Genomic DNA, 24,331 nt, shown 5'->3' on the forward strand with positions numbered 1-24,331 from the left:
TGAAGCGCTAAAAAAGGTATGGAGAATGCCATGACAACCAACAACACACCAGGCTTTGCACCTGCGGCTTCACCCCTTGCTTCAACCGTTGTTCATACGTCGGAAGACGCCTTAATCGCAGGCGAAACGTCTATTCCGACCCAGGGCGAAAATATGCCCGCTTTTCACGCCCGACCGAAAAATGCCGAAGGTCCCTTGCCGATTGTCATTGTGGTACAGGAAATTTTCGGCGTGCATGAGCATATTCGCGATCTGTGCCGACGTCTGGCGCTGGAAGGCTACCTCGCCATCGCGCCGGAGCTCTATTTCCGTCAGGGCGATCCGAATGATTTTGCCGATATTCAAACCCTGCTGAGCGGCCTGGTAAGCAAAGTACCGGACGCGCAAGTGCTTGCCGATTTGGATCACGTCGCCAGCTGGGCGGCGCGTAACGGCGGGAACGCTCACCAACTCTTAGTGACCGGTTTTTGCTGGGGCGGGCGTATCGCCTGGCTGTATGCCGCGCACAATCCGCAGTTGAAAGCCGCCGTCGCCTGGTATGGCAAGCTGGTGGGGGAAAAATCACTTAATTCTCCGCGCCATCCGGTGGATATTGCCACTGAACTTACCGCGCCAGTGCTCGGTTTATATGGCGCGCAGGATACCGGCATTCCGCTGGAGAGCGTGGAAACCATGCGCCAGGCGCTGAGAGCCGCGAACGCCAAAGCGGAAATCATCGTCTACCCCGAAGCGGGCCACGCGTTTAATGCGGACTATCGTCCGAGCTATCACGCAGAATCCGCCGCTGATGGCTGGCAGCGGATGCTGGCATGGTTTGCGCAGTACAGTAAAAAGTGACGGTGTGCGCCGGAGTAAATGCCCGGCGCACCTCATGCTGTTTCGAGACGCCAGCCCTGGGTCAAACGTACCGCCACGACCTGTTTGCATTGCAGCGGCGCATGATGAAAGGCACTCAGCGTTTGCCCATCGCGCAGGCGTAAATCAAGCAAATAGCGCTCGCCCTGATAAATGCAGCTTTGGACCTCAGCGCTCAGTCCCTCACTCGTTACCTGTACATGTTCGGGGCGAACCAGCACTGGCTGGTGAAGATCCGCGCCAGTATGCGCCAGCCCAGCATGCATTTGCGCGCCATCCAGTTGCTGTACCCCGGCGGGCGTCGCCAGCATCAGCACACTCCCCTTACCAATAAAACGCGCCACCCAGCCATTCTGCGGCTGCTGATACAGCGCCTGCGGTGCGCCCCACTGCATCAGTTCGCCCTGGTGCATCACCGCGATATGGCTGGCGAGCGCCATCGCTTCCGCCTGATCATGGGTGACATAGACAAACGTTGCGCCAGTGCGGCGATGAAAATCACGGAAAGTCTGTTCCATGGTGGCACGAAGATGGCGATCGAGGTTTGCCAGCGGTTCATCAAGCAACACCACTTGTGGCTCCGCGACCAGGCAGCGCGCCAGCGCCACGCGTTGACGCTGACCGCCGCTTAACTCTTGCGGCGAACGTGCGGCGTAAGCACCCAGTTCAACCACCTCCAGCGCGTCCATCACCTGCTTGTGACGCGCAGCGCCGTTCACATTGCGCAGCTTTAGCGGGTAGCCCACGTTCCCGGCAACCGTCATATGCGGCCACAGCGCATAAGACTGAAAGACCATCCCCATATCGCGCTGCTCCGGCGGAGTGTGCAGCGTTTTATCTGCCAGCAGACGATCGCCCAGCCATAAGCGCCCTTCGCTCAAGGTCTCAAGCCCCGCAAGAATACGCAGCGTGGTGGTTTTGCCGCAGCCGCTTGGCCCCAACAGGGCGGTAAACGCCCCCTGTGGAATGGTCAGATTGATATCCCGCACCACGGTCTGGCCGGCAAATGCTTTGCTTAGATGTTCCAGTCTCAGCTCTGCCAAGGGATCACTCCTTTTGGTAAATAGCGGCCAAGCGCGCTGAGTAGCAGCATCACCAGTGCCACCAGAATGACAACCAGCACGGAAAGCGCAGATGCCAGCACCTTATCGCCGCTCTCATCAAGGTTAAAAATCACCACGCCCAGCGTCTCTTTCCCGGCGCTCCACAGCAGCGCCGAGACGGTGAGTTCATTCACCGCTGTGAGGAATACCAGCAACGCCCCGGCAAACGCCGCCGGTGCCAGCAACGGCAGGACGATATGGCGCAGTCGCCGGGAGAAGTTCGCCCCAGCCAGGCTGGCGGCTTCTTCCATTGCGGGATCCAGTTGCAGCATGCTGCTGTGCACCGGCTTCAGGCAAACCGTGAGGAAACGTGCGAGGTAGGCGAAAAAGATAATGCCCAGCGTGCCGCTAAGGCTGATATCGATCAGCGGCAATGGGCGAGCAAACAGCAGAATACAGGCAATCGCCAGCACCACGCCGGGCAAGGTATAGGGGATGTCGATAATTAAATACAGCCAGCGCAACGGCCGGTTCGGGTAGCGCACCAGCAGCCACGCCAGCGGCAGGCTGAGCAACATCAACACCACAGCCGCCGAGATCGATAAAAACAGGCTGTTGCTGAGCGCGCGTAACGTGGCGCTTTGCGCATCAAAGATCCCTCGCCAGGCGGCAAAGGTAAGCGTTTCACTATTCAGCGCGACGCCAAGCGTCGGCACCAGCGAGGTGGTAATTAGCGCCACTAGCGGCGCGAGCAGGATGGCACACAGCATTGCCGCCAATAATAACTCGACCGCCAGCCGCCATTTGCCGAGGGTGAAACCCAGCGCGCGCCCCGCCATGCCAATCAACGGCAGCGCATAACGCCGCTGCATGTGGCCTTGCAGCGTGACAATGCCAATTGCCAGCATCCCCATCAGCACCGACAGCGCCGCCACGTCGTTCAGCATCGCCGGGCCAAAGCTGGAAAGCGTCTGATAGATATACACAGGCAGTACAAAGTAGGAAATCGGGATGCCCAGCATCGCCGGAATACCAAAATTACCGAGCGCCGAAACAAACGCGATCGCCGCCCCGGCCCACAATGCAGTACGGCACAGCGGCAACACAATGTCGAAGAACACCCGCCACAGCGATGCGCCGTGTAATCGTGCGGCTTCAATATGCTCTTTTGGCAAACACTGTAGCTGGGTGCGCAGCGCCAGAAACACCAGCGGCGCATGCTGAATGCCGAGCAGCAATGCGATGCCTTCTGCCGAATAGAGCGGGTTGCTGCTGCCAAACCCCGGCGCAAGACCAATGCTATTAAGCAAGATGCTGCCCGGCCCCAAAAGTTGCAGCCAGCTTAACGCGGTGACCTGCGGCGGGATCATCATCGGCAGCATAAACAGAAATACCCACAGCTGTTTGAGGCGGATATTGGTCAGCGCCAGGCAAAAAGCGAACAGGCTACCCAGCAGCAGTGACAGCAGCATGCCCAGCCCACTGGTATACAGGCTGTGCCACAGCGCAAGCCAGGTGGAAGGGTTGCTCATCACACGCCACAAACTGCTGTCGCTGCCGTGGCGCCCGTCAACCAGCGCAGAGACCAGCAACCGCAGGCTGGGCAGCAGACTCAGTAGCGCAACAAGAAACAATAACAGCCAGAGCAGCCCTTTTGCCGGGCCGCCGCTGGCGTGCTGGCGCAGCGTCATACTGGTCATCAATTAGCGGTTTCCGAACAGGTCGGCAAAACGCTTTTTATTGGCTTCCGTCTCGGCCAACGCTTTTGCTGCATCAAACGGCATCAGCTTGATGCTGTCGCGCGGCGGGAACCCGGCCGGAACCGGCAAGGTGGCGTCGGCGGGCAGATAGCCCTGCTGGAGCACCAGTTTTTGCCCCTCATCCGAGAGCACAAAGTCGATAAACGCTTTCGCCGCCTGCGGGTTTTTCGCGTTTTTCATCATCGCTACCGGCTCGGTAACAATGCTGACGCCCTCTTTCGGGAAGACGAACTCAATCGGTGCGCCTTTGGCTTTTTCGCGGATCGCCATGTAATCCACCAGCACGCCATAGGCTTTGCTGCCGGACGCAATCGCGCTCATCACCGCGCCGTTACCGCTTTGCGGCATCGCACCGTTCTCTTTTAGTTTCTCGTAGTATTGCCAGCCGAGCGCCGGATCGTTCATCAGCGTCGCCTGATGGATTTGCGCCGCGCCGGAATAGAGCGGGCTTGGCAGGGTGGTCATGTTTTTCAGCTCCGGTTTGAGCAGATCCTGCCAGGAGCTTGGCTTAACCGGGGCTTTGCTGTGATAAGCAATACCAGTGGTGATCAGTTTGGTGCCGTAGTAGTAGCCCTCTTTGTCATACAACTGCGCATCAAAACGCGTCGCTTGCGGTGATTTATACGCCGCCAGTAGATTTTGCTGTTTCAGGGATTCCATGGTCACGCTGTCGGCAATCAGCAGCACGTCCGGGGCGGCGCCACCGGCGGCTAACTCTGCCTGCAAACGCGCGGTCAGCTTGGTAGTTCCGTCGCGGATCCATTTCACTTCAATGTCCAGGTGCGCTTTTTCAAAGGCGCTGACGGTCATTTGCGCATCTTCATTGGGCTGGCTGGTATAGAGCGTCAGAGTGGATTTGGCGAAAGCTGACGTACTGATGATGGCCAGCAGTACCGCTGCCAGCACACTTTTCTTACTCATGGTTCAGTCCCCTGTGTTTTCGTTGCGACGATTTAAACAAGGGAGTTTGACAAAAATGTTACCGAAGCGATGTTGGCTTGTTACAGAAGAATGACGCGCCGCCGGTTTCATACCGGGCGGCGCGGTAAGGCTTACTGCTGACGCAGGTTCTGCGCGGCTTTCACCATATTCGCCAGCGCGCTACGGGTTTCCGGCCAGCCGCGGGTTTTCAGGCCGCAGTCCGGGTTCACCCACAAACGTTGTGCCGGGATACGCTGCGCGGCTTTTTGCAGCAGTGCTTCGATCCACTCGACACTCGGTACGTTCGGCGAGTGAATATCGTACACACCCGGGCCGATTTCGTTCGGGTACTCAAACTCTTCGAACGACTCCAGCAGTTCCATATCCGAGCGCGAGGTTTCAATGGTGATCACATCGGCATCCAGCGCGGCGATGGAATCCATGATGTCGTTAAACTCGCAGTAACACATATGGGTATGGATCTGCGTGTCATCTTTCGCCACCGCCGCGTTGATGCGAAAAGCTTCCACGCCCCAGGCCAGATAGGCGTCCCAGTCGCTGCGACGCAGCGGCAAACCTTCGCGCAGAGCCGGTTCATCAATCTGGATAATGCCAATCCCTGCCGCTTCCAGATCCGCCACTTCATCACGCAGTGCCAGCGCAATCTGTTTGGCGATGGTTTCGCGGCTCACGTCTTCACGCGGGAACGACCAGCAAAGAATGGTCACCGGGCCGGTCAGCATCCCTTTCACCGGTTTATCGGTCAGCGACTGCGCGTACTTCGCCCACTCGACGGTAATCGCTTCCGGGCGGCTGACGTCGCCGATAACCACTGGTGGTTTTACGCAGCGGGAGCCGTAGCTCTGCACCCAGCCGTTTTGTGTAAAGACGAAGCCATCTAGGTTTTCACCGAAGTACTCCACCATGTCATTACGCTCGGCTTCGCCATGCACCAGCACGTCTAAGCCCAGACGCTCCTGCTCGACAATCGCCTGTTTGATATGTTCGGCGATACCAGTGCGGTAATTACCCGCGTCGAGATTGCCTTTTTTGAAATCCAGCCGCAGGCCGCGAATCTCAGTAGTCTGCGGGAAAGAGCCGATAGTGGTGGTCGGCCAGGCAGGCAGCTTAAAGCGCTCGCGCTGGGCTTTCGCGCGCTCGGCGTACGGGCTGTTACGCTGGCTGTCCTGCGCGGTGATCGCCGCCAGACGCTGCGCTACTGCCGTGTTGTGAACGCGCGTAGAGTGGCGACGCGCCTGAATCGGGGCGCTCCATTCCACCAGTTTTTCCGTATTACCGCTGTTCAGCGCATCGCGCAGCAGCGCCAGTTCCTGGCATTTTTGCAGGGCGAAGGCGAACCAGCTTTTCACTTCCACATCCAGACGCGTTTCGACACTCAGATCGATCGGGCTGTGCAGCAAAGAACACGAAGAGGCAACCCACAGCGGACGTTTACCGACCACTTCGTTGATTTGCGCATATTTCTCGGTGAGATCGGCGCGCCAGACATTACGACCATTCACCAGACCGGCAGAAAGCAGCCAGTCAGCAGGCAGACGCGAGTGCAGCTCGGCCACGTTGTCCTTGCCGTGTACTAAATCAACGTGCAGCCCCTGCACCGGCAGCGCAGTGATCACATCAAGGTTCGGCGTCACGCCTTCAAAATAGGTGGTCAGCAGCAGCTTCAGCTGGCCGGAAAGCGCGTCGTAAGCTGGTTTAAACGCATCCAGCCAGGCTTGTGGCAACTCCAGCACCAGCGCCGGTTCGTCGATTTGTACCCACTCAATACCGCGTTTTGCCAGCTCGCCGAGCACCTGTTTGTAGACCGGCAGAATGTCGTTCAGCAGGCTTAAACGATCAAACTGTTCGCCTTTCACTTTACCCAGCCACAGGTAAGTGACCGGGCCCAGCAGCACAGGTTTCACCTTGTGGCCGAGCGCCAGCGCTTCGTCTACTTCGTCCAGCAGTTGCGTCCAGGTCAGTTTGAACTGCTGGCCTTTGCTGAACTCCGGCACCATGTAGTGGTAGTTGGTGTTGAACCATTTGGTCATTTCCGCCGCTGCCGCCGGTTCGCCGGTTGGCGCGCGGCCACGGCCAATGCGGAACAGGGTGTCGATATCTACGGAACCGTCGTTGTTCTGATGACGAGCCGGCACATTGCCCAACAGCAGGCTGGTGGTCAGAACATGGTCGTACCAGGCGAAATCGCCCACCGGCAGCAGATCGATACCGGCCTCTTTTTGCTGCTCCCAGTGGCGGGCGCGCAACTCGCGCCCTACCGCCAGCAGCTCTTCACGGGAGCTGTTGCCCGCCCAGTAGCTCTCTTGCGCTTTTTTCAGCTCGCGACGCAGGCCAACGCGAGGGAAACCGAGGGTGTGATTAAAAATTGTCATTTTTAGCCTCTTCAATTGGGTTAATCCAAAGGATTTCGGATTAAGGGAAGGCGGCAAGTTCATGAATCCCCAGGAGCTTACTGAAGTAAGTGACTGGGGTGAATGAGCGCAGCCAACGCACCATTAATTCGAAAGACACAGGATTTTTAGACGTCCAGATGTTTACACATCCATATTGTGTAGGTACTGTATATTCCTCAAGCGCAAAATGTTCATGCCGGAGTGAAGGACTTTCATGATCGAAATTAAACACCTGAAAACGCTACAGGCGTTACGAAACAGCGGGTCGCTGGCGGCAGCGGCGGCAACGCTGCATCAAACGCAGTCCGCGCTTTCCCACCAGTTCAGCGATCTGGAACAGCGCCTTGGCTTTCGTCTGTTTGTGCGGAAAAGCCAGCCGCTGCGCTTTACGCCGCAGGGTGAAATTCTGCTGCAACTGGCGAATCAGGTGCTGCCGCAGATTAGCCGCGCGCTGCAGGCCTGCAATGAGCCGCAGCAAGCCACGCTGCGCATCGCTATTGAGTGCCATAGCTGTATTCAGTGGCTGACACCTGCGCTTGAGAACTTTCGCCAGAACTGGCCGCAAGTGGAGATGGATTTCAAATCCGGCGTCACGTTTGATCCGCAACCTGCGCTGCAACAGGGCGAGCTGGATCTGGTCATGACCTCCGACATTTTGCCGCGCAGCGGTCTGCACTATTCGCCGATGTTTGATTTTGAAGTGCGTCTGGTGCTCGCCCCCGATCATCCGCTGGCGGCGAAAGCGCGCATCACGCCGGACGATATCGCCAGCGAAACGCTGCTGATTTACCCCGTACAGCGCAGCCGCCTGGATATCTGGCGTCACTTCCTGCAACCGGCGGGCGTGAGCCCGTCGCTGAAAAGTGTTGATAATACGCTGCTGCTGATTCAGATGGTTGCCGCGCGGATGGGCATTGCGGCGCTGCCGCACTGGGTGGTGGAGAGTTTTGAGCGCCAGGGTCTGATAGTGACCAAAACCCTGGGCGAAGGATTGTGGAGCCGGCTGTACGCCGCCGTGCGCGACGGCGAGCAGCGTCAGCCAGTAACGGAAGCGTTTATTCGCTCAGCGCGGAACCACGCTTGCGACCATCTGCCGTTTGTGCGGAGCGCGGAGCGACCCAGCGGCGATGCACCCACAGCGAGGCCATTATCACCGCACCACCAATAATAAAGCTCGGCCAGTGCGGTTGTTCCTGCCAGATCGCGAGGTTAACCAGTAACCCGGCGGGAACATGCACATTGTTCATGATGCCGAGCGTCCCGGCGTCCACCTGTGTGGCGCCGTAGTTCCACATAAAATAACCCAACCCGGATGCCACCACGCCAAGCCACACCAGCACGCTCCATTGCAGCGTCGTGGTCGGCAATTTCTGCGGATTACCCATCACAAACCACGCCACAACGGCGACCACGAATGCGCCAAGATAAAACCAGGCGAACGCGTTGTGTTGCGGCATCGGGCGCGTCTCCATCAGGCGTTTGTAGCCGACCATACCAATGGCAAAGCTGATATTCGCCAGTTGCACCAAAATCAGGCCAATCCAGAAGTGATCGCTCACTTTGTCGTAGCGAATAATCGCCGCGCCAATTACCGCCAGCCCGGCGCTCAGCGCGTAGCTCCAGCGCAGCCCGCGCTTACTGAGCAGATCGTAAATCAGGGTGACATACAGCGGCGTGAAAACGGTAAACAACAGGAATTCAGACACCGTCAGGTAGAGATACGCCTGGAAGCTGAACAGGTACATAATGCCCAGCTGCAGCGCGCCCACCAGCATATACAGGCCAATGGTCTTGAGGTTATGCCCACGCGCACGCAGAAACGGTAAAAAGACCAGCGCCGCCAGCCCCACGCGCATCAGCACGGAGAAGTAGCTGTCGACATGGCCCGCAAGGTATTCGCCAATCAGGCTAAAAGAGAAAGCCCACAAAATAGTGGTGATGATGAGTAACGCCACAATGAATGTCTCTTCGATGAGTGGACAGGCATTGTAGCGAACTCAGTTGCGCAAAGTTTGAGTATTTAGTTGACGAGTGGTTAATTTAAGACCACTCGTCAATCTTATTCGAGGAACAGCTTACGCAGGTAATGCGGTACGGCGTTATCGGCGTTGGTGCCAATCACTTCCAGCTCCGGGTGCAGTTCTTTCAGGCGCTGGTGAGCGTTACCCATAATGCAACCTTTGCCCGCCATCGACAGCATTTCCGCGTCGTTCATGCCGTCACCAAAGGCGATGCACTCTTTCAGGCTATAACCCAGCGCGCCGGCGACCGCTTCCAGCGCATGGCCTTTCGACACGCCGCCCGCCATCACTTCCAGGCAGGTTAAGGTAGAGAAACTGACGTTCACGCGATCGCCCCAGCGGGCGTTGATGGCCTGCTCCAGCGGCAGCAGTTTTTCATGGCTTTCACATGTGAAGAAGACTTTGCTGATCCCTTCCGGCTCAAGCAAACCCGGCTCATACAGCGAATACTGGAACACCGCTTCTTTAAAGAAACGCATCTCATCCGGGCGGTGGCGGTTCATGAACCACTCATCGTTGCGGTAGACATTGGTAATGATATCCGGCTCGTTATGCACCACGCCGAACAGATCGGTGGCGATGTCGCGATCCAGGTTATGGGTGAACACCAGATTGCCATCGGTGTCGTGTACCCGCGCACCGTTGGAGGTGATCATATAGGCTTTAATGCCCAGATTGTCGCGGATTTGCCCGACATCCACATGGTGGCGGCCGGTGGCGAAGACGAAGTTGACGCCGCGCGCGGTAAGCAGTTTTAACGTTTCTTTGGCAAAGGGCGACAGTGTGTGGTCGGGGGAGAGCAATGTGCCATCTAAATCAGATGCAACAACCTGGTACATAAGAAAATTTAACCTCAATAATTCATCAGTTATGCCGGTCGAAGAATTCGACGATGGCGTTGAGCGCGACCGAGCGCATGGCGTCCTTTTCAAAAAGGATCTCATGGTACGCGCCTTGTATGACCAGCGGTTTCCCCCCTTCACAGGGGTGGCCCGCTGCGGCGCGTCGTTCACAGAAGCGTTGATGCATGCGGTTATCCACCACGTGCTCCTCTTCTGCCTGAATAATCAATGTCGGCGTGGCGTCTTTTTCCGCCCCCGCCAGCGCGTGTTCACCGGCGAGGATCCCTTCGCGTACCCAGTGCCAGGTGGGCCCGCCAACGCGAAGCTGCGGTTCATCGGCATAAAAACGCAAATTACGGCGATAGCGCTCGCGGCTGTGGGTTAACACGTTTATCGCGAACGGCAACGGGCGCCAGCTCCCGGTGCCAATAGCGTAACCTTCACGAAGACTCGGGTAGCTTTCAGCCCAGTCCAGCAACGGGCGCACCATCCATTCTGGCAGGCGAATGATAATGCCGAACATGGGCGCGCACAGGGCAATCGCATCGCAGGCTTGCGGATAGCGCTGCAAAAACAGGGTGGAAATGGCACCACCCATCGAATGGGCAAGGATATAGCGTTTGCGCCACGGCCCGCTGGCCACTTCCTGATCCCAGAACGCCGCCAGATCGTCGACATAATCGCTGAATTTCACCACATGGCCACGATGCGTGTCCGGCAACATTCGCCCGGAACGCCCCTGGCCGCGATGATCGATAATCAACACGTCATAACCGAGGTGGAACAGGTCATACGCCAGCTCTGCGTATTTTACGTAGCTTTCGATGCGGCCGGGACAAATCACAATAACGCGGTCGTTACTTTGCGCGCGAAAACGGACAAAACTGACCGGCACATCGTCCACGCCGGTAAAGACCGCTTCTTCCCGCGAACGCCAGAAATCCATCAGCGGTCCCATGGTAAAAGCCGCGAACGCTTTTTCTCTGGTTTCCCATGTCGATTTGTGCCGAAACATTGGGATTTCGCCCCTTTTAGCCATGTAAAATCGTTTTTTTGTGACCAATAGCAAATTCCGCTGCCAATAGCGTATTGTGGCATAAAAACCGATATCCAGGGAGTTTCTCATGACCTTCGAATGGTGGTTCGCCTACCTGCTGACATCCTTAATCCTAAGCCTGTCCCCCGGCTCCGGCGCGATTAACACCATGTCCACGTCCATCAGCCACGGTTATCGCGGCGCGGCGGCGTCGATTGCCGGGCTACAAACCGGTTTAGCCATTCACATCGTGCTGGTCGGTGTCGGTTTAGGCACATTATTTTCACGCTCGGTGCTGGCCTTTGAAGTGCTGAAATGGGCGGGCGCGGCTTATCTGATTTGGCTTGGCATCCAGCAGTGGCGCGCCGCGGGCGCTATCGATCTCAATACGCTGGCAAAAACCCAAACGCGCGGGCGTTTGTTTAAACGCGCCGTATTCGTCAACCTGACCAATCCGAAGAGCATTGTTTTTCTCGCCGCACTGTTCCCGCAATTTATCGTCCCGCATCAACCGCAAGTGATGCAGTACGTGGTGCTCGGCGTCACCACCATCGTGGTGGATATCATTGTGATGATTGGCTACGCCACGCTGGCGCAGCGCATTGCGGCATGGATCAAAGGCCCGCATCAGATGAAAGCGTTGAACAAAGTGTTTGGTTCGTTGTTTATGCTGGTCGGCGCGCTGCTGGCATCGGCAAGACACGCCTGAAAAGAGAGCCGGATAGCGGCTATCCGGCGTTTATCGCTTAGCGGGAAATAATCAGGTGGATACCAAAACCGGCGAACAGTGCGCCAGCAAAACCATCAATCCACTTCGCCAGACGCTGATAACCCCGACGAATTTGCGGTAAGGCGAACAGGCTGGCGACCACGGTAAACCAGGCAAAGGTTTCCACCGCAATCAGCATAAAAATACCCCAGCGCGCGCCAGCGCCCACGCTATCGCCAACAAACAGTGAAAACACTGAGCCAAAGTAAATGATCGCTTTCGGGTTAGCGAGATTGGTCAGTAACCCTTTGATAAAGCTGCGTCCGCTGGCGGCCAGCTCAACCTGCGGCGCATCGCTGCTTTGCGGCCCTTTCTTCAGCGCGCCGCGCAACATCTGGTAGCCCATCCAGCATAAATACAGGCCGCCGCCGACCATAATGATGTTATGCAGCCACGCCATTTTTGCGAGGATCAGGTTCAGGCCGAGCAGTGCCACGCCGGCCCAAATCATGACGCCGGTGGTGATACCGAGCACGCCCATCATCGCTTCTTTGCGCGAGCGGCTGACGGCGGTTTGTGAAACGAAGAAGAAATCGGGGCCGGGGCTCATCAGTGCGACGATATGCACCAGCGCCACGGTGAGAAATAACATCAACATAGATAACTCGCGGGAAAATAGTTCAGGGGGAAACCATCCTCCCATTTTTTTCGCAGGCTGACTACTCTTCTTCGCCGTCAACATGTGCGCGGATCAACGCCATAAATTCCTGGCCGAAGCGTTCAAGTTTGCGCGTACCCACCCCGTTGACACTAAGCATCTCACCGGGAGAGAGCGGCATCTGTTCGGCCATTTCAATCAGCGTGGCGTCGTTAAAGACCACGTACGGCGGAATATTCTCTTCATCGGCGATCGCTTTACGCAACTTGCGCAGCTTGGCGAACAGCTTGCGGTCGTAATTGCCAACCGCCGCTTTCTGCATCACTTTCGGTTTCAGCGCCACCATACGCGGCACCGCTAGCATCAGCGGGACTTCACCGCGCAGCAGCGGACGCGCCGCTTCGGTGAGCTGCAACGCCGAGTGCTGAGCAATGTTTTGTGTGGCGAAGCCTAAGTGAATCAGTTGGCGGATCACGCTCACCCAATGTTCGTGGCTCTGCTCGCGACCAATTCCATACACCGGTAATTTGTCGTGACCAAACTCGCGGATGCGCTGATTGTTCGCCCCACGTAGCACTTCCACCACATAGCCCATACCGAAACGCTGATTCACGCGGTAAATAGCCGACAGTGCTTTTTGCGCGTCCTGCAATCCGTCGTACTGGCGCGGCGGATCGAGGCAAATATCGCAGTTACCGCAGGGCTCCTGGCGACCTTCGCCAAAGTAGTTCAGCAGCACCAGACGACGGCAGGTTTGCGCTTCGGCAAACGCGCCCATCGCATTGAGCTTGTGTCGTTCGATATCCTGCAACGGCCCGGCGGGCTTCTCTTCAAGGCAGCGGCGCAGCCACGCCATATCCGCCGGATCGTAAAACAGCATCGCTTCCGCAGGCAGGCCGTCACGCCCGGCGCGACCGGTTTCCTGATAATAGGATTCGATATTGCGCGGAATGTCGAAATGCACCACGAAGCGCACGTTGGGCTTATTGATGCCCATACCAAACGCCACCGTCGCCACGACAATTTGCAGGTCGTCGCGCTGGAACTGTTCCTGTACGCGCGCCCGCACCTCGTTTTCCAGCCCGGCATGGTAAGCCGCCGCGCTAAAACCACGGCTTTGCAAACGGGCGGCGGTGTCTTCCACTTTCGCCCGGCTGTTGCAATACACGATGCCGCACTTGCCGCGCTGCTCCTGCACATAACGCAGTAGCTGATCGAGCGGCTTAAATTTTTCCATCAGCATGTAGCGAATGTTCGGGCGGTCGAAGCTGCTGACCTGAATCAGCGGATCGTGAAGCCCCAGCAAACGCTCGATATCGCGGCGGGTTGTGTCATCGGCGGTGGCGGTAAGCGCCATAAACGGCACGGAAGGCAGCATCTGGCGTAACTGGCCCAGCGCGGCGTATTCCGGGCGGAAATCATGGCCCCACTGGGAAATACAGTGCGCTTCGTCCACGGCCAACAGCACCGGATTCCACTGGCGCAGCTGATCGAGGAAGTTGTCGAGCATCAGGCGCTCGGGAGCGATATAAAGCAGGCGAATCTGGCCGTTGCGACAGCCGTTGATCACCTCAAACTGCTGTTCGCGGCTCTGGGTAGAGTTCAGGCATGCTGCTGCAACACCGTTTGCCAGTAGCTGATCGACCTGATCTTTCATCAGCGAGATGAGCGGTGAAACCACCACCGTCAGGCCATCTAATACCAGCGCCGGAATTTGGTAACACAGGGATTTCCCGCCGCCGGTCGGCATCACCACCAGGCAGTCGCGGCCGCTGAGTACGGTGTCGATAATATCCTGCTGGCCCGGGCGGAATTGCTGGTAGCCGAAGGTCTCTTGCAGAACCTGTTTCGCCAGCGATTCCTGATTCAATACTTCCGCCTGTGCCACTCTGACCCCATTTGCCTGAAATAAAAACAGGCGCTATTTTCAGCGCCTGAGAGAGAAACTGCAACGCTTAAAACAGATCGTTAAGCATCACGCCCACGCCGACACGTGTCTGATTGAAATTGTAGTCAATCAACGATTCGCCGTACCCGCTGTAGACCTGCGTATAAAGACGTACGTGTTTAGTCACTGGGTAGCTTAGACCGAGTTCAGCGCCGCCGTAACCGGTATTCCAGTTATATTGTCCTTTTGCGCTGAGGATCGCATCGCCCAGCTGGTAGCCAATTTTCAGCTGGTAATAACCCATATATTTGGTGATATCCGGGTTGTCATCAACCGATCCCACCACATACCAGGGTTTGACTTCCACCAGCCAGTTGCCGCTTTGCGCCATCAAGCGCGTATAGGCGCGGTTCCAGCTGCGTGAAGTCGGGTCGGAACGCCCGTTCGAATCGTGGTTAAAGCCAAATTCCACGTCGCGCAGCGTCCAGCCAGCAAATTCGTAATCAGTGGCGAAACCAAGGAACAGTTGCGGTTCGTAGTTGGTTTCACGGAATGGAGAAGACTCTCCGCTGTTTGACAACTGCCACCAGGATTTTTGCGTGTAGGACCCACCGAACACCGAGTTTGGCCCCAGAATCCCGCGCCAGAGAGGGAACGCCAGGCTGAGCTGGAACTTCACTTCATCTTTGCGCGCATTATCCGCCCAGTTATAGGAGCGAATCGCTTCTTTGTTCAGATCGCTGGTATCGGTGTAGATAACGTAGTTGGATTCATAAGGGTAGAGCGTGAACGGATTGTCGTGCTCCTGCAATAAATTGGCGATGATGCTGCCGCGCACGGCAGGCGCATCATGAACTTCTTTTACCGTCGCTTCTTGTGCGTAAGCCATAAACGGCAGTGCAAGCACTGCGAAAAACCAACCCAGAGAGGTCCGCATCGGTTTGCTGCTCCAAATCATATTGTTGAATTGACGAATTTCCCCGCAAGTATTCTACATATTTATTGAGTCACTGCTCATGTATCGGTTCCGAAAGTGGAAATCAACAATCGATAAGCATAAAATCAACATTTCATTAACTCATCGGATCAGATAGCCATGTCAGTTGTTCTCACAGCGGAAGAAGTCCTGAAAACGGTCGGCGAGATATTCGTGTACCACATGCCGTTTAATCGTGCGTTAGGGCTGGAGCTGGAGCGCTATGAAAAAGAGTACGCGCAGCTGAGTTTCACTAACCAGCCTATGATGGTCGGCAACTGGGCGCAAAGCATTTTACACGGCGGCGTGATTGCCTCCGCGCTGGATGTCGCCGCGGGTCTGGTTTGCGTGGGCAGCACGTTAACCCGCCATGAAACCATTAGCGAAGAGGAGCTGCGCCAGCGTTTAGCACGGATGGGCACGATCGATTTACGCGTCGATTACCTGCGACCGGGTCGCGGCACGCGCTTTACCGCCAGTAGCAGCTTGCTGCGCGCGGGTAATAAAGTTGCCGTCGCGCGCGTAGAGCTGCACAACGAAGAACAGCTCTACATCGCCAGCGCGACCGCCACCTATATGGTGGGGTGAGCCGGTCAGAAAAATCGGGTACCATGAGGATTCATTTCAGCTACGAGCTTTCCCGATGGATGCAAAACAGACGCGGCTGGGCGTGCTTCTTGCCCTGGCCGCATATTTTATTTGGGGCGTTGCCCCGGCTTACTTCAAAACGATCTGGTTCGTTCCGGCCGACGAAATTCTGACACATCGCGTGATCTGGTCCTTCTTCTTTATGCTGGCGTTGATTAGCGTTAGCCGCCAGTGGAGCAGCGTGAAAGCCCTGCTGCAAACGCCGAAAAAGATCCTGCTGCTGGCGCTCTCTGCGGTACTGGTAGGGGGAAACTGGTTGTTGTTTATCTGGGCGGTAAACCATAACCATATGCTGGAAGCGAGCCTGGGCTACTTTATTAACCCGCTGGTGAATATTCTGCTGGGGATGCTGTTTTTGGGCGAACGTTTTCGCCGCATGCAGTGGCTGGCGGTGCTGCTGGCGGCGATCGGTGTGCTGGTACAACTGTGGACATTTGGTTCGCTGCCTATAATCGCGCTTGGCCTGGCCTTCAGCTTTGCTTTTTACGGCCTGCTGCGCAAAAAGATTGCGGTGGAGGCACAAACCGGCATGTTGATAGAAACGCTGTGGCTGCTGCCGGTAGCGGCGATTTGGTTGTTCGGCATTACCGACAGCCCGACCAGCCATATGGGGCAAAACAGTCTGTCGCTTAATCTGCTTTTAATGGCCGCAGGTGTCGTAACCACGGTGCCGCTACTCTGTTTTACCGGTGCGGCAACGCGTCTGCGCCTGTCGACGCTCGGCTTCTTCCAGTACATCGGCCCGACATTGATGTTCGTGCTGGCGGTGCTTTTTTACGGCGAGCATCCCGGTGCGGATAAAATGGTGACCTTCGGCTTTATCTGGGTTGCGCTGGCTATCTTTGTCCTCGACGCGGTTTATACGCAGCGCGGGTTACGCAAAAAAGCCTGATTAAACACATGGGCGGAATAGCCGCCCAATACCTACAAAAATTTAGAGGTAAGGATTTACCCAATCGCGTAATGCGCAATGGAATGCTATGTTTGCCCCTTCGTCATTACGTTATTCAGGATGAATCAGCGATGATCCGCAGGATTTTTTTGCCATCGGGCAAAACGTGCCTCGCGCGTGGGCCGTATATCCTTATATTTTTACTTCTGCATATTCTCTTTTTAGTTGTCGCCTTTAATGTGGCCGAACTGCCTGTTCTGCCGCTGGTGTGCTTTCTGCTTTACACCTATTTAAAGCTAAATATTAACGCGCAACGCTGCAGAGATAGCGGTGCCAAAGGCCGCTATGTGGTCATTTTTTCATTGCTGGTCTACCTGGCCTCGCTGGCGGTTGCCGCCACCGGTGTTGTCAGCGATGTAGAGTGCGTGAGCTTAGGTATCAGAATCTATTTCGGTTACGACGTGCTGGTATTTTTCGTCTTTATGCTCGCACCGACGCAGTTAAAGCAACAAATTAATTCGACGGACCACGTGTCTATTTCAGGAGGGGAAAATGAGTAACATCAACACTTATGATTATAAAAGCGACCATTCATTAAGCGACAAATGGAAGTATCGTTTCGCATTCTATGAGAAGAATGGCTACCCCTCTTTTTGGGGGATGAGCCCGGCATGGAAAAACGCCTATAAAGAAATGACTTTCGGGCAGAAGATAAAAGTCTCTTTCAATTTCTTCGCCTGGTTTTTTTCTATTATCTATTTGCTGATCCTTGGTTTGTGGAAGAAAGCCCTGTTAGTTTTAGTTATCAACATAGTCGTTATCGTGGTTGCGGTTATTTTTAACATTGGCTTCCTGGGTTATATGGTCAATGCCATCATCGCCTGTCGGGCCAACATCTGGTATTACGATTTAAAAGTGAAGGGCAAACAGGACTGGAGCCTGTAATAAAAAAGGTTCAGCGTGATGCTGAACCTTTTTGTTTTATAGCCAGTTACGGCGCTTGAAGTAGAGATAAGGCGCGAGCCCCGCGAGGATCATAAAGATGATTGCGCCAGGGTAGCCAAAGCTCCAGTGCAGTTCGGGCATAAATTCAAAGTTCATGCCGTAACTGGAAGCCACCAGCGTCGGCGGCAGGAACACGACCGATACCACCGAGAAGATCTTGATGATGCGGTTCTGCTCAATATTGATAAAGCCCATCGCCGCCTGCATCAGGAAGTTCACTTTCTGGAACAACGATTCGTTGTGCGGCAGCAGGGATTCGATATCGCGCAGGATCTCGCGCGCCTGCTCAAGCTGACCGGCCGGTAAACGCGCCTTACGCACCAGGAAGTTCAACGCGCGCTGGGTATCCATCAGACACAGGCGCACCTTCCAGCCGATATCTTCCTGTTCCGCCAGCGTCGAGAGCGCGTCGTCATACTCGTCGCCCTGCTGGCCTTCCATAATGACGCGGCTCAGCTTTTCCAGATCGCTGTAAATGTTTTCGATTTCATCCGCCAGTTGCTCAATTTTGGTTTCGAACAGATCCAGCAGCAGTTCATAAGCGTTACCGTCGACCATCTCCTGGCTGCGGGCGCGCATACGGTACAGGCGAAACGCAGGCAGCTCGCGCTCACGCAGGGTGAACAGGCGACCTTCGCGGATGGTAAATGCTACGGTTGAGTTGCCTGCATGATCTTCAGCATCTTCAAAAAAGAAGAAGGAGTGGATGTGCAGGCCGTCTTCGTCTTCAAAAAAACGCGCCGACGCCTCAATGTCTTCCAGTTCAGGTCGGGTGGCCAGGTTCTGGCCCAATTCCGTTTGCACGCGGGTACGTTCTTCATCGTCCGGCTCGACCAAATCAACCCAAACAGAGCTGGCGAGATGTTTGATTTCGTCAGCCTCAAGGCGGGTTAAACGATTGTTTTCCAGTTGAAATGCGCTCAGCATAGCCGGGACTCCCAATGCAAAAAATATCGGACAGTTCGGTGGGCACACAGAGAAACAAATTGGGTTTCAGACCATTAAACAGCCTGACTCAGCGCGACGGGGAATACAGCGGGTCGCTGACAACCTCTAAGGCCATCAGCATGAGGAGATAGCCTTAGGAGTTGTTCCTGAAAACCAGGAAATTGAGCCAGTATCTACTGGGTGTGTCCAAGGCGAATGTCCTCTTAGCGTGATCGTGCGCGCATGTTACGCCAGCACTCAGAAGGCGTCAACACGCAACGAAACGCTAAAGAGCAATATTTGCCCTTCAGCGTATAAGGCTAGCAGAATATTACAAAATAATGATATTTTTCTGAAAGTTACACGGTTTCGAGCTTGGCGTAAGCCGCCACCAGCCATTTGATACCCTGCCCCTGGAAAGCCACCTGCAAACGGCTGTGCTCACCGCTGCCTTCCATGTTCACCACCGTGCCTTCGCCAAATTTGGCATGGCGCACGCGCTGGCCAAGTTTATAACCGGTATCGCTTTGCGCCACCGGCGTACCCATGCGTTGATGGCTAACCGGGCGGCTGATGCTGGCGCGCAAACGCACCTCTTCAACACACTCTTCAGGCAACTCGCCAATAAAGCGCGACGGGCGGTGATACACCTCTTTACCGTACAACCGGCGCGTTTCCGCATAGGTTAAGGTCAGTTTTTGCATCGCGCGCGTCACGCCGACATACGCCAGACGGCGCTCCTCTTCCAGCCGCCCGCCTTCATCCAGCGACATCTGGCTGGGGAACATGCCCTCTTCCATGCCAACAATAAACACCTGCGGGAACTCCAGCCCTTTCGCCGAGTGCAGCGTCATTAACTGCACCGCATCCTGCCAGGTATCCGCCTGCCCTTCGCCCGCTTCCAGTGCGGCGTGGGAGAGAAATGCCTGCAGCGGCATTAAATCTTCGTCTTCTTCGTTGTAGCTGAACTGGCGCGTCGCGGTGACCAGTTCCTCTAAGTTCTCGATACGCGTCTGGCCTTTTTCGCCTTTTTCCTGCTCGTACATCATGCGCAGGCCGGAATCGCTGATCACCCGGTCGGTTTGCACATGCAACGGCATATCCGCCGTTTCCTGTGCCAGCGCGTCAATCAGTTCCAGGAAACGTTGCAGCGCGCTCACCGCGCGGCCCGCCAGCGCTTTTTCCTGTAACAACTCGCGCGTTGCCTGCCATAAGGTCAACTGGCGATCGCGCGAGGTTTGGCGCACCACGTCCAGCGTACGGTCGCCGATGCCGCGCGTTGGCGTATTCACCACGCGCTCAAAAGCGGCATCATCGTTGCGGTTGGCGATCAGGCGCAGGTAGGAGAGCGCATCTTTAATTTCCTGACGTTCGAAGAATCGCATACCGCCATAAATCCGGTACGGCATGCTGGCTTGCAGCAGCGCCTCTTCCAGCACGCGCGACTGGGCGTTGCTGCGATAGAGAATGGCGCACTGCGAAAGCTGGCCGCCGTTATCCTGCCAGGCTTTGATACGGTTGACGACATAACGCGCTTCATCCAGTTCGTTAAAGGCGCAGTAGAGTGAAATCAGCTCGCCATCGACGCCATCGGTCCACAGCTTTTTACCCAGGCGCCCGTTGTTGTTCTCAATCAGGGCGTTCGCCGCGCTGAGAATATTGCTGGTCGAACGGTAGTTTTGCTCCAGGCGGATCGTCTGCGCGCCGGGGAAATCTTTCAGGAAGCGCTGGATGTTTTCCACCTGCGCACCGCGCCAGCCGTAAATGGACTGATCATCGTCGCCGACGATCATCACTTTGCCGGTATCGCCCGCCAGCAGGCGGATCCACGCATATTGAATGTTGTTGGTATCCTGGAATTCGTCCACCAGGATATTGGTAAAGCGTTCGCGGTAGTGCTGCAAAATATGCGGCTTGTTGAGCCACAACTCATGGGCGCGCAGCAGCAGCTCGGCGAAATCGACCAGCCCGGCGCGATCGCAGGCTTCCTGGTAGGCCTGGTAAACTTTCTGCCAGGTCTGTTCCACCGGGTTACCGAAACTTTGAATATGGTGCGGACGAATGCCTTCGTCTTTCTGGCCGTTGATGTACCACATCGCCTGGCGCGGCGGCCATTGCTTCTCGTCGAGGTTCATCGCTTTGATCAGACGCTTGAGCAAACGCAGCTGATCTTCGCTGTCGAGGATCTGGAAATCCTGCGGCAGGTTGGCGTCCATATGGTGCGCGCGCAGCAAACGGTGCGCGAGGCCGTGGAACGTGCCAACCCACATCCCGCCCTGCGAAGTGCCCATTAACTGGCCGATACGGTGGCGCATTTCCGCCGCCGCTTTGTTGGTGAAAGTCACCGCCATAATGGAGTATGGCGAGCAGTTTTCCACGGTCATCAGCCAGGCGATACGGTGTACCAGTACGCGCGTCTTACCGCTCCCCGCCCCTGCCAGCACCAGCATATTGCTGCGCTCGGCGGCTACGGCGTCGCGCTGTTTGTCATTGAGGCTGTCGAGCAGATAAGAAACGTCCATTGGCACCGCCGCGAAATATTACTGGGAATTTATACAGAACAGCTGGTGATTATATCAGCGTAGTGAGGGATGCCAACCGCGAAATTTCCACATGCGGCAGTAACCGGCTGTCGCTGGCTTGCAGCAGATCTGCGCCTTCCGGCTTGATCCAACAAGCTTGCATGCCGCAGCGCACCGCGCCGGCAACGTCGGTGGTCAGATCATCCCCCACATGCAGGATATCGCCAATCGCCACGCCGAGACGCTCAGCCGCAAGATGATACATATCGCTAAAAGGTTTTGCGCGCCCGTCCGGCCCGGCACGCAACACGAATTCAAAGTAGTCGCCCAGGCCGAACAACTCCGGTTGCGCGTTACCGTTGGTGATCGCCACCAGCGGCCACTTTTTGCCGAGCTTCGTCAATGTGTCGTGGGTTTCCTCTGGCACATCAATGCGGCTGCGCCATTTGGCAAAATTGACCATCGAAGCATTTGCACCGGCGGCGGCTTCTTCTACGGTCAGACCGGCATCCAGCATCGCGCGTTCAACGGCACGCCGGCGCCACTCGGTGACATCGTGGTAAATATCCGGTTCAGTTTCCCGCAGCGACTGGCGCAGACGATGGAATTCACTGTTTTCCAGATTGCTTAACGCCGGGTGATAACGCTGCACAAACGCCAGCGCTTCCTGTTCTGTGCGCTGGATAACCAACCGGTTGTCGTAAAGGGTGTCGTCCAGGTCGAAGGTGATCGCAGAGATCTGACCTAATGGGCGGTAAAAACGCATTATTTCCCCCGTTTGGCGCGCGGGTGCGCCGCATCGTATACCGAAGCAAGGTGTTGAAAATCAAGATGAGTATATATCTGAGTGGTGGACAGATTAGCGTGACCGAGCAGCTCCTGCACACCGCGCAGATCGCCGCTCGATTCGAGCATATGGGTGGCGAAAGAGTGGCGCAGCTTATGAGGATGCACGTGGCTGTTCAACCCTTGCTTAATGCCCCACTCAGCGAAGCGCTTTTGCACATTACGCGCGGAAATACGTTTGCCGAGCTTCGACAGAAACAGCGCATCGTCTTGTGCGCCGAACAGACCGCGTAAATCAAGCCAGTGCTCAATCCAGACGACCGCGTTGCGGCCAATCGGCAAACGACGTTCTTTACTGCCTTTGCCCAGCACCCACACTTCGCCGCTTTCCAGATCCAGATGTTTAATATCCAGATTCACCAGTTCAGACAAACGCAGACCCGCGCCATACATTACTTCAAGCATTGCGCGATCGCGCACGGCGAGCGGATCATTAAGATCGATATCCAGCAGCCGGTTAACATCATCAACGTCGATGTTTTTCGGCAGATGGCGCGGCGCTTTTGGCGCGGAAATGCCTTTTGCCGGGTTTGCGGGTAACTCGCCCTGGCTGACCATCCAGTCAAAGAAACTGCGCAGCGCCGAAAGCCGCAGCGCCAGGCTCACGGCCCCCAGCCCTTTGCGTCGGCTGCGCACGGCAATAGCACGCACCATCGCAGCATCACATTGTTGCCAGCTTTTCAGACCCGTTTCTTCGGTCAAAGCAATAATGGCATCAAGCTGACGCTGATAATTTAAAAGCGTGACAGGACTGAGCTGGCGTTCAACGCCCAGGTAGCGCAGAAAACGGGTGACGAATGAAAACAGCGGAGAATCGGTCATACGCGCTCAATCCAGCGCTCCAGCAGATCCGGCAGCATCTGCGCGATCTCTTCCAGCAACTGCGTGCCTTGTCCCGGTTGATAATGGTGAACGTCGCGACTGCTGAACAACACAACGCCCAGCGCGCCATCCTGCCCCATCAGCGACATCGCGACGGAGCCAATCGCTTTCGCTTCCGGCAACAGCAGCAGTAACTCCGGCCCGTTTAGCGGCCCAAGATAGTGATGCTGCTGGCCAAGGCGCTGAATACGCAGCGGTTCAAACGCCTGTCGGGAGAGCGCAAGATGGGTAAATTTCGACGGCGCGCCAAGACGCCAGCGATCGGGAAACAGGCGGATAGTGGCACCAGCCAGCCCTAAATCACGCGCCCAGCGATGGAAACGGTTGAGCATTTCGTCAAGGCTCGGCGCAGACGCCAGCCGTCCCTGTAAACGCAGCAGACGATAAAACAGACCTTCGTTAGCGCTGGCCTGCTCCATCAACAGCGTCATGTTCTCTTCCAGTGCATTGATGTGATTGCGCGAACGCGCCATGTGCCATTCCACCAGTGAAACGGTGTCGCGCACCGCATGCGGTACGCGCATCTGTTCCACCAGCCGTGCATTGCGGATAAAGAAATCAGGGTTACGCAGCAGATAATCAACGACATCGCTGTCATCCAGCTGTGTAAAGGTGTCCTGTAGTTCTTCCCCTGGCTGCTTCATAACTGAATAAACCCGTCGTAGACATGTGCCGCCGGGCCAGTCATATACAGTGGTTGGCCCGGGCCTTTCCATGCGATATCAAGTCGACCGCCTGGTAATTCCACGCGAACATTTTCCGCCAGCAACCCCTGCGAGATACCGACAGCAACCGCTGCGCAAGCACCGCTGCCGCAGGCCTGGGTTTCCCCGGCGCCGCGCTCATAAACGCGCAGGCGAATGGTGTCCGGTTTAACGACTTGCATAAAGCCGATGTTCGCACGCTCAGGAAAACGTTCGTGGCTTTCCAGAACCGGCCCCAGCGTTTCAACGGGGGCAGTGTTGACGTCGTCCACCTGAATCACGCAGTGCGGGTTGCCCATTGAGACAACGCCGCACAATACTGTTTGCTCTGCCGCGCGCATAATATAGGTCTTTTCCGCTTTGTTCGCGCGAAATGGCACCTGCGACGGTTCAAAGTTCGGCTCACCCATATTCACGCGAACCAGCTCATCTTCCGTTACGCTCAATACCATACGGCCGTTTGCCGTACTGACGCGGATATCACGTTTATTGGTCAACCCTTTCAGGCGAACAAAACGGGCGAAGCAGCGCGCGCCGTTGCCGCACTGCGACACTTCGCTGCCATCGGCATTAAAGATCCGATAGTGAAAATCAAGTTCAGGATCGTAGGGAGGCTCAACCACCAGCAACTGGTCGAACCCTACGCCAAGATGGCGATCCGCCAGACGACGGATCAGCTCCGGGGAAAAAAAGACATTCTGCGTTACCGCGTCGACGACCATAAAATCGTTGCCAAGGCCATGCATTTTTGAGAACTGCATCATCTACTCCATTTGCGCGGA

At 56.1% G+C, this 24,331-nt stretch carries 24 protein-coding genes; 7 read left to right on the forward strand and 17 right to left on the reverse strand.

The window, feature by feature from the left end; all coding sequences use genetic code 11:
• The first annotated feature begins 30 nt into the window (after positions 1 to 30).
• Positions 31 to 837 carry a dienelactone hydrolase family protein gene (locus tag RT644_RS21825; protein ID WP_020456035.1) on the forward strand — a complete coding sequence of 269 codons (807 nt, stop codon included), beginning with the start codon at positions 31 to 33 and terminating at the stop codon, positions 835 to 837.
• Positions 838 to 869: 32 nt separating this feature from the next.
• Here RT644_RS21825 and RT644_RS21830 read toward each other — a convergent pair whose 3' ends face one another.
• The 4 genes from RT644_RS21830 to metE all read right to left on the reverse strand — a co-directional run bounded on the left by RT644_RS21830 (position 870) and on the right by metE (position 6,972).
• A complete protein-coding gene (locus RT644_RS21830) occupies positions 870 to 1,898 on the reverse strand; it encodes an ABC transporter ATP-binding protein (RefSeq protein WP_045512962.1) in 1,029 nt (342 codons plus the stop codon).
• Positions 1,886 to 3,598 carry an iron ABC transporter permease gene (locus RT644_RS21835; protein WP_313628080.1) on the reverse strand — a complete coding sequence of 571 codons (1,713 nt, stop codon included), beginning with the start codon at positions 3,596 to 3,598 and terminating at the stop codon, positions 1,886 to 1,888. The genes RT644_RS21830 and RT644_RS21835 overlap by 13 nt, the downstream gene beginning before the upstream one ends.
• Positions 3,599 to 3,601: 3 nt before the next feature.
• Positions 3,602 to 4,579 carry an ABC transporter substrate-binding protein gene (locus RT644_RS21840; RefSeq protein WP_313628082.1) on the reverse strand — a complete coding sequence of 326 codons (978 nt, stop codon included), beginning with the start codon at positions 4,577 to 4,579 and terminating at the stop codon, positions 3,602 to 3,604.
• 131 nt (positions 4,580 to 4,710) lie between these two features.
• Positions 4,711 to 6,972, reverse strand: coding sequence for a 5-methyltetrahydropteroyltriglutamate--homocysteine S-methyltransferase (gene metE, locus RT644_RS21845; RefSeq protein WP_313628084.1), 2,262 nt, complete (start codon positions 6,970 to 6,972; stop codon positions 4,711 to 4,713).
• Between the two features lie 235 nt (positions 6,973 to 7,207).
• Here metE and metR point away from each other — a divergent pair, with 235 nt between their 5' ends.
• A complete protein-coding gene (gene metR, locus RT644_RS21850; protein ID WP_313628086.1) occupies positions 7,208 to 8,161 on the forward strand; it encodes an HTH-type transcriptional regulator MetR in 954 nt (317 codons plus the stop codon).
• Here the strand turns inward: metR and RT644_RS21855 are convergent.
• The 3 genes from RT644_RS21855 to pldB all read right to left on the reverse strand — a co-directional run bounded on the left by RT644_RS21855 (position 8,049) and on the right by pldB (position 10,871).
• Positions 8,049 to 8,948: a carboxylate/amino acid/amine transporter gene (locus RT644_RS21855; protein ID WP_045512956.1), complete on the reverse strand. Its 900-nt coding sequence runs from the start codon at positions 8,946 to 8,948 to the stop codon at positions 8,049 to 8,051. The genes metR and RT644_RS21855 overlap by 113 nt on opposite strands.
• Before the next feature lie 104 nt (positions 8,949 to 9,052).
• Positions 9,053 to 9,853 carry a sugar/pyridoxal phosphate phosphatase YigL gene (gene yigL / locus RT644_RS21860; RefSeq protein ID WP_020456028.1) on the reverse strand — a complete coding sequence of 267 codons (801 nt, stop codon included), beginning with the start codon at positions 9,851 to 9,853 and terminating at the stop codon, positions 9,053 to 9,055.
• 25 nt (positions 9,854 to 9,878) lie between these two features.
• On the reverse strand, positions 9,879 to 10,871 hold the full coding sequence (gene pldB / locus RT644_RS21865) for a lysophospholipase L2 (RefSeq protein ID WP_020456027.1): 993 nt from the start codon (positions 10,869 to 10,871) through the stop codon (positions 9,879 to 9,881).
• Between the two features lie 109 nt (positions 10,872 to 10,980).
• On the opposite strand from pldB, the gene rhtB reads away from it, so the two are divergent.
• Positions 10,981 to 11,601, forward strand: coding sequence for a homoserine/homoserine lactone efflux protein (gene rhtB, locus RT644_RS21870; protein ID WP_020456026.1), 621 nt, complete (start codon positions 10,981 to 10,983; stop codon positions 11,599 to 11,601).
• Positions 11,602 to 11,638: 37 nt separating this feature from the next.
• Here rhtB and rhtC read toward each other — a convergent pair whose 3' ends face one another.
• The 3 genes from rhtC to pldA all read right to left on the reverse strand — a co-directional run bounded on the left by rhtC (position 11,639) and on the right by pldA (position 15,084).
• Positions 11,639 to 12,259, reverse strand: a complete 621-nt coding sequence (rhtC, locus tag RT644_RS21875; RefSeq protein ID WP_020456025.1) for a threonine export protein RhtC — start codon at positions 12,257 to 12,259, stop codon at positions 11,639 to 11,641.
• A gap of 61 nt (positions 12,260 to 12,320) precedes the next feature.
• The gene (gene recQ / locus RT644_RS21880) at positions 12,321 to 14,147 is read right to left on the reverse strand and encodes an ATP-dependent DNA helicase RecQ (RefSeq protein WP_045512953.1); all 1,827 of its coding nucleotides are present in this window, start codon (positions 14,145 to 14,147) and stop codon (positions 12,321 to 12,323) included.
• Positions 14,148 to 14,214: 67 nt separating this feature from the next.
• Positions 14,215 to 15,084, reverse strand: a complete 870-nt coding sequence (gene pldA / locus RT644_RS21885; protein WP_044489770.1) for a phospholipase A — start codon at positions 15,082 to 15,084, stop codon at positions 14,215 to 14,217.
• A gap of 159 nt (positions 15,085 to 15,243) precedes the next feature.
• Between pldA and yigI the strand changes: the two genes are divergently transcribed.
• The 4 genes from yigI to RT644_RS21905 are packed head-to-tail and all read left to right on the forward strand — an operon-like array spanning position 15,244 to position 17,608.
• Positions 15,244 to 15,711, forward strand: a complete 468-nt coding sequence (gene yigI, locus RT644_RS21890; RefSeq protein WP_020456022.1) for an acyl-CoA thioesterase YigI — start codon at positions 15,244 to 15,246, stop codon at positions 15,709 to 15,711.
• Between the two features lie 55 nt (positions 15,712 to 15,766).
• Entirely contained in the window at positions 15,767 to 16,663 is an 897-nt protein-coding gene (gene rarD, locus RT644_RS21895) for an EamA family transporter RarD (protein ID WP_020456021.1), read from the forward strand.
• Between the two features lie 8 nt (positions 16,664 to 16,671).
• Positions 16,672 to 17,223 (forward strand): hypothetical protein, encoded by a 552-nt coding sequence (locus RT644_RS21900; protein ID WP_233500434.1) that lies wholly within the window; start codon positions 16,672 to 16,674, stop codon positions 17,221 to 17,223.
• Positions 17,216 to 17,608: a DUF2628 domain-containing protein gene (locus tag RT644_RS21905; RefSeq protein WP_020456020.1), complete on the forward strand. Its 393-nt coding sequence runs from the start codon at positions 17,216 to 17,218 to the stop codon at positions 17,606 to 17,608. Before RT644_RS21900 ends, RT644_RS21905 begins: the two co-directional genes overlap by 8 nt.
• A 36-nt stretch (positions 17,609 to 17,644) precedes the next feature.
• Here RT644_RS21905 and corA read toward each other — a convergent pair whose 3' ends face one another.
• The 7 genes from corA to dapF all read right to left on the reverse strand — a co-directional run bounded on the left by corA (position 17,645) and on the right by dapF (position 24,310).
• A complete protein-coding gene (corA, locus tag RT644_RS21910) occupies positions 17,645 to 18,595 on the reverse strand; it encodes a magnesium/cobalt transporter CorA (protein WP_017459737.1) in 951 nt (316 codons plus the stop codon).
• A gap of 154 nt (positions 18,596 to 18,749) precedes the next feature.
• On the reverse strand, positions 18,750 to 18,806 hold the full coding sequence (gene ysgD, locus RT644_RS23685) for a YsgD/CorL family protein (RefSeq protein WP_353609977.1): 57 nt from the start codon (positions 18,804 to 18,806) through the stop codon (positions 18,750 to 18,752).
• A gap of 148 nt (positions 18,807 to 18,954) precedes the next feature.
• The gene (gene uvrD, locus RT644_RS21915; protein ID WP_313628092.1) at positions 18,955 to 21,117 is read right to left on the reverse strand and encodes a DNA helicase II; all 2,163 of its coding nucleotides are present in this window, start codon (positions 21,115 to 21,117) and stop codon (positions 18,955 to 18,957) included.
• 49 nt (positions 21,118 to 21,166) lie between these two features.
• The gene (gene yigB, locus RT644_RS21920) at positions 21,167 to 21,883 is read right to left on the reverse strand and encodes a 5-amino-6-(5-phospho-D-ribitylamino)uracil phosphatase YigB (RefSeq protein ID WP_313628094.1); all 717 of its coding nucleotides are present in this window, start codon (positions 21,881 to 21,883) and stop codon (positions 21,167 to 21,169) included.
• Positions 21,883 to 22,785: a tyrosine recombinase XerC gene (xerC, locus tag RT644_RS21925; RefSeq protein ID WP_313628096.1), complete on the reverse strand. Its 903-nt coding sequence runs from the start codon at positions 22,783 to 22,785 to the stop codon at positions 21,883 to 21,885. Before xerC ends, yigB begins: the two co-directional genes overlap by 1 nt.
• Positions 22,782 to 23,489, reverse strand: a complete 708-nt coding sequence (locus tag RT644_RS21930; RefSeq protein ID WP_313628098.1) for a DUF484 domain-containing protein — start codon at positions 23,487 to 23,489, stop codon at positions 22,782 to 22,784. The genes xerC and RT644_RS21930 overlap by 4 nt, the downstream gene beginning before the upstream one ends.
• Entirely contained in the window at positions 23,486 to 24,310 is an 825-nt protein-coding gene (gene dapF / locus RT644_RS21935) for a diaminopimelate epimerase (RefSeq protein ID WP_020456015.1), read from the reverse strand. Before dapF ends, RT644_RS21930 begins: the two co-directional genes overlap by 4 nt.
• Between the last annotated feature and the right edge of the window lie 21 nt (positions 24,311 to 24,331).

The organism is Kosakonia sp., from assembly GCF_032104925.1.
Lineage (GTDB): Bacteria > Pseudomonadota > Gammaproteobacteria > Enterobacterales > Enterobacteriaceae > Kosakonia.

Excerpts from the sequence above, each read along its gene's own strand:
- RT644_RS21825 (WP_020456035.1), top strand. The coding sequence starts at position 31 with ATGACAACCAACAACACACCAGGCTTTGCACCTGCGGCTTCACCCCTT.
- RT644_RS21835 (WP_313628080.1), bottom strand. The coding sequence starts at position 3,598 with ATGACCAGTATGACGCTGCGCCAGCACGCCAGCGGCGGCCCGGCAAAA.
- RT644_RS21840 (WP_313628082.1), bottom strand. The coding sequence starts at position 4,579 with ATGAGTAAGAAAAGTGTGCTGGCAGCGGTACTGCTGGCCATCATCAGT.
- metE (WP_313628084.1), bottom strand. The coding sequence starts at position 6,972 with ATGACAATTTTTAATCACACCCTCGGTTTCCCTCGCGTTGGCCTGCGT.
- metR (WP_313628086.1), top strand. The coding sequence starts at position 7,208 with ATGATCGAAATTAAACACCTGAAAACGCTACAGGCGTTACGAAACAGC.
- yigL (WP_020456028.1), bottom strand. The coding sequence starts at position 9,853 with ATGTACCAGGTTGTTGCATCTGATTTAGATGGCACATTGCTCTCCCCC.
- pldB (WP_020456027.1), bottom strand. The coding sequence starts at position 10,871 with ATGTTTCGGCACAAATCGACATGGGAAACCAGAGAAAAAGCGTTCGCG.
- rhtB (WP_020456026.1), top strand. The coding sequence starts at position 10,981 with ATGACCTTCGAATGGTGGTTCGCCTACCTGCTGACATCCTTAATCCTA.
- rhtC (WP_020456025.1), bottom strand. The coding sequence starts at position 12,259 with ATGTTGATGTTATTTCTCACCGTGGCGCTGGTGCATATCGTCGCACTG.
- pldA (WP_044489770.1), bottom strand. The coding sequence starts at position 15,084 with ATGCGGACCTCTCTGGGTTGGTTTTTCGCAGTGCTTGCACTGCCGTTT.
- yigI (WP_020456022.1), top strand. The coding sequence starts at position 15,244 with ATGTCAGTTGTTCTCACAGCGGAAGAAGTCCTGAAAACGGTCGGCGAG.
- rarD (WP_020456021.1), top strand. The coding sequence starts at position 15,767 with ATGGATGCAAAACAGACGCGGCTGGGCGTGCTTCTTGCCCTGGCCGCA.
- RT644_RS21900 (WP_233500434.1), top strand. The coding sequence starts at position 16,672 with ATGGGCGGAATAGCCGCCCAATACCTACAAAAATTTAGAGGTAAGGAT.
- RT644_RS21905 (WP_020456020.1), top strand. The coding sequence starts at position 17,216 with ATGAGTAACATCAACACTTATGATTATAAAAGCGACCATTCATTAAGC.
- corA (WP_017459737.1), bottom strand. The coding sequence starts at position 18,595 with ATGCTGAGCGCATTTCAACTGGAAAACAATCGTTTAACCCGCCTTGAG.
- uvrD (WP_313628092.1), bottom strand. The coding sequence starts at position 21,117 with ATGGACGTTTCTTATCTGCTCGACAGCCTCAATGACAAACAGCGCGAC.
- yigB (WP_313628094.1), bottom strand. The coding sequence starts at position 21,883 with ATGCGTTTTTACCGCCCATTAGGTCAGATCTCTGCGATCACCTTCGAC.
- xerC (WP_313628096.1), bottom strand. The coding sequence starts at position 22,785 with ATGACCGATTCTCCGCTGTTTTCATTCGTCACCCGTTTTCTGCGCTAC.
- RT644_RS21930 (WP_313628098.1), bottom strand. The coding sequence starts at position 23,489 with ATGAAGCAGCCAGGGGAAGAACTACAGGACACCTTTACACAGCTGGAT.
- dapF (WP_020456015.1), bottom strand. The coding sequence starts at position 24,310 with ATGCAGTTCTCAAAAATGCATGGCCTTGGCAACGATTTTATGGTCGTC.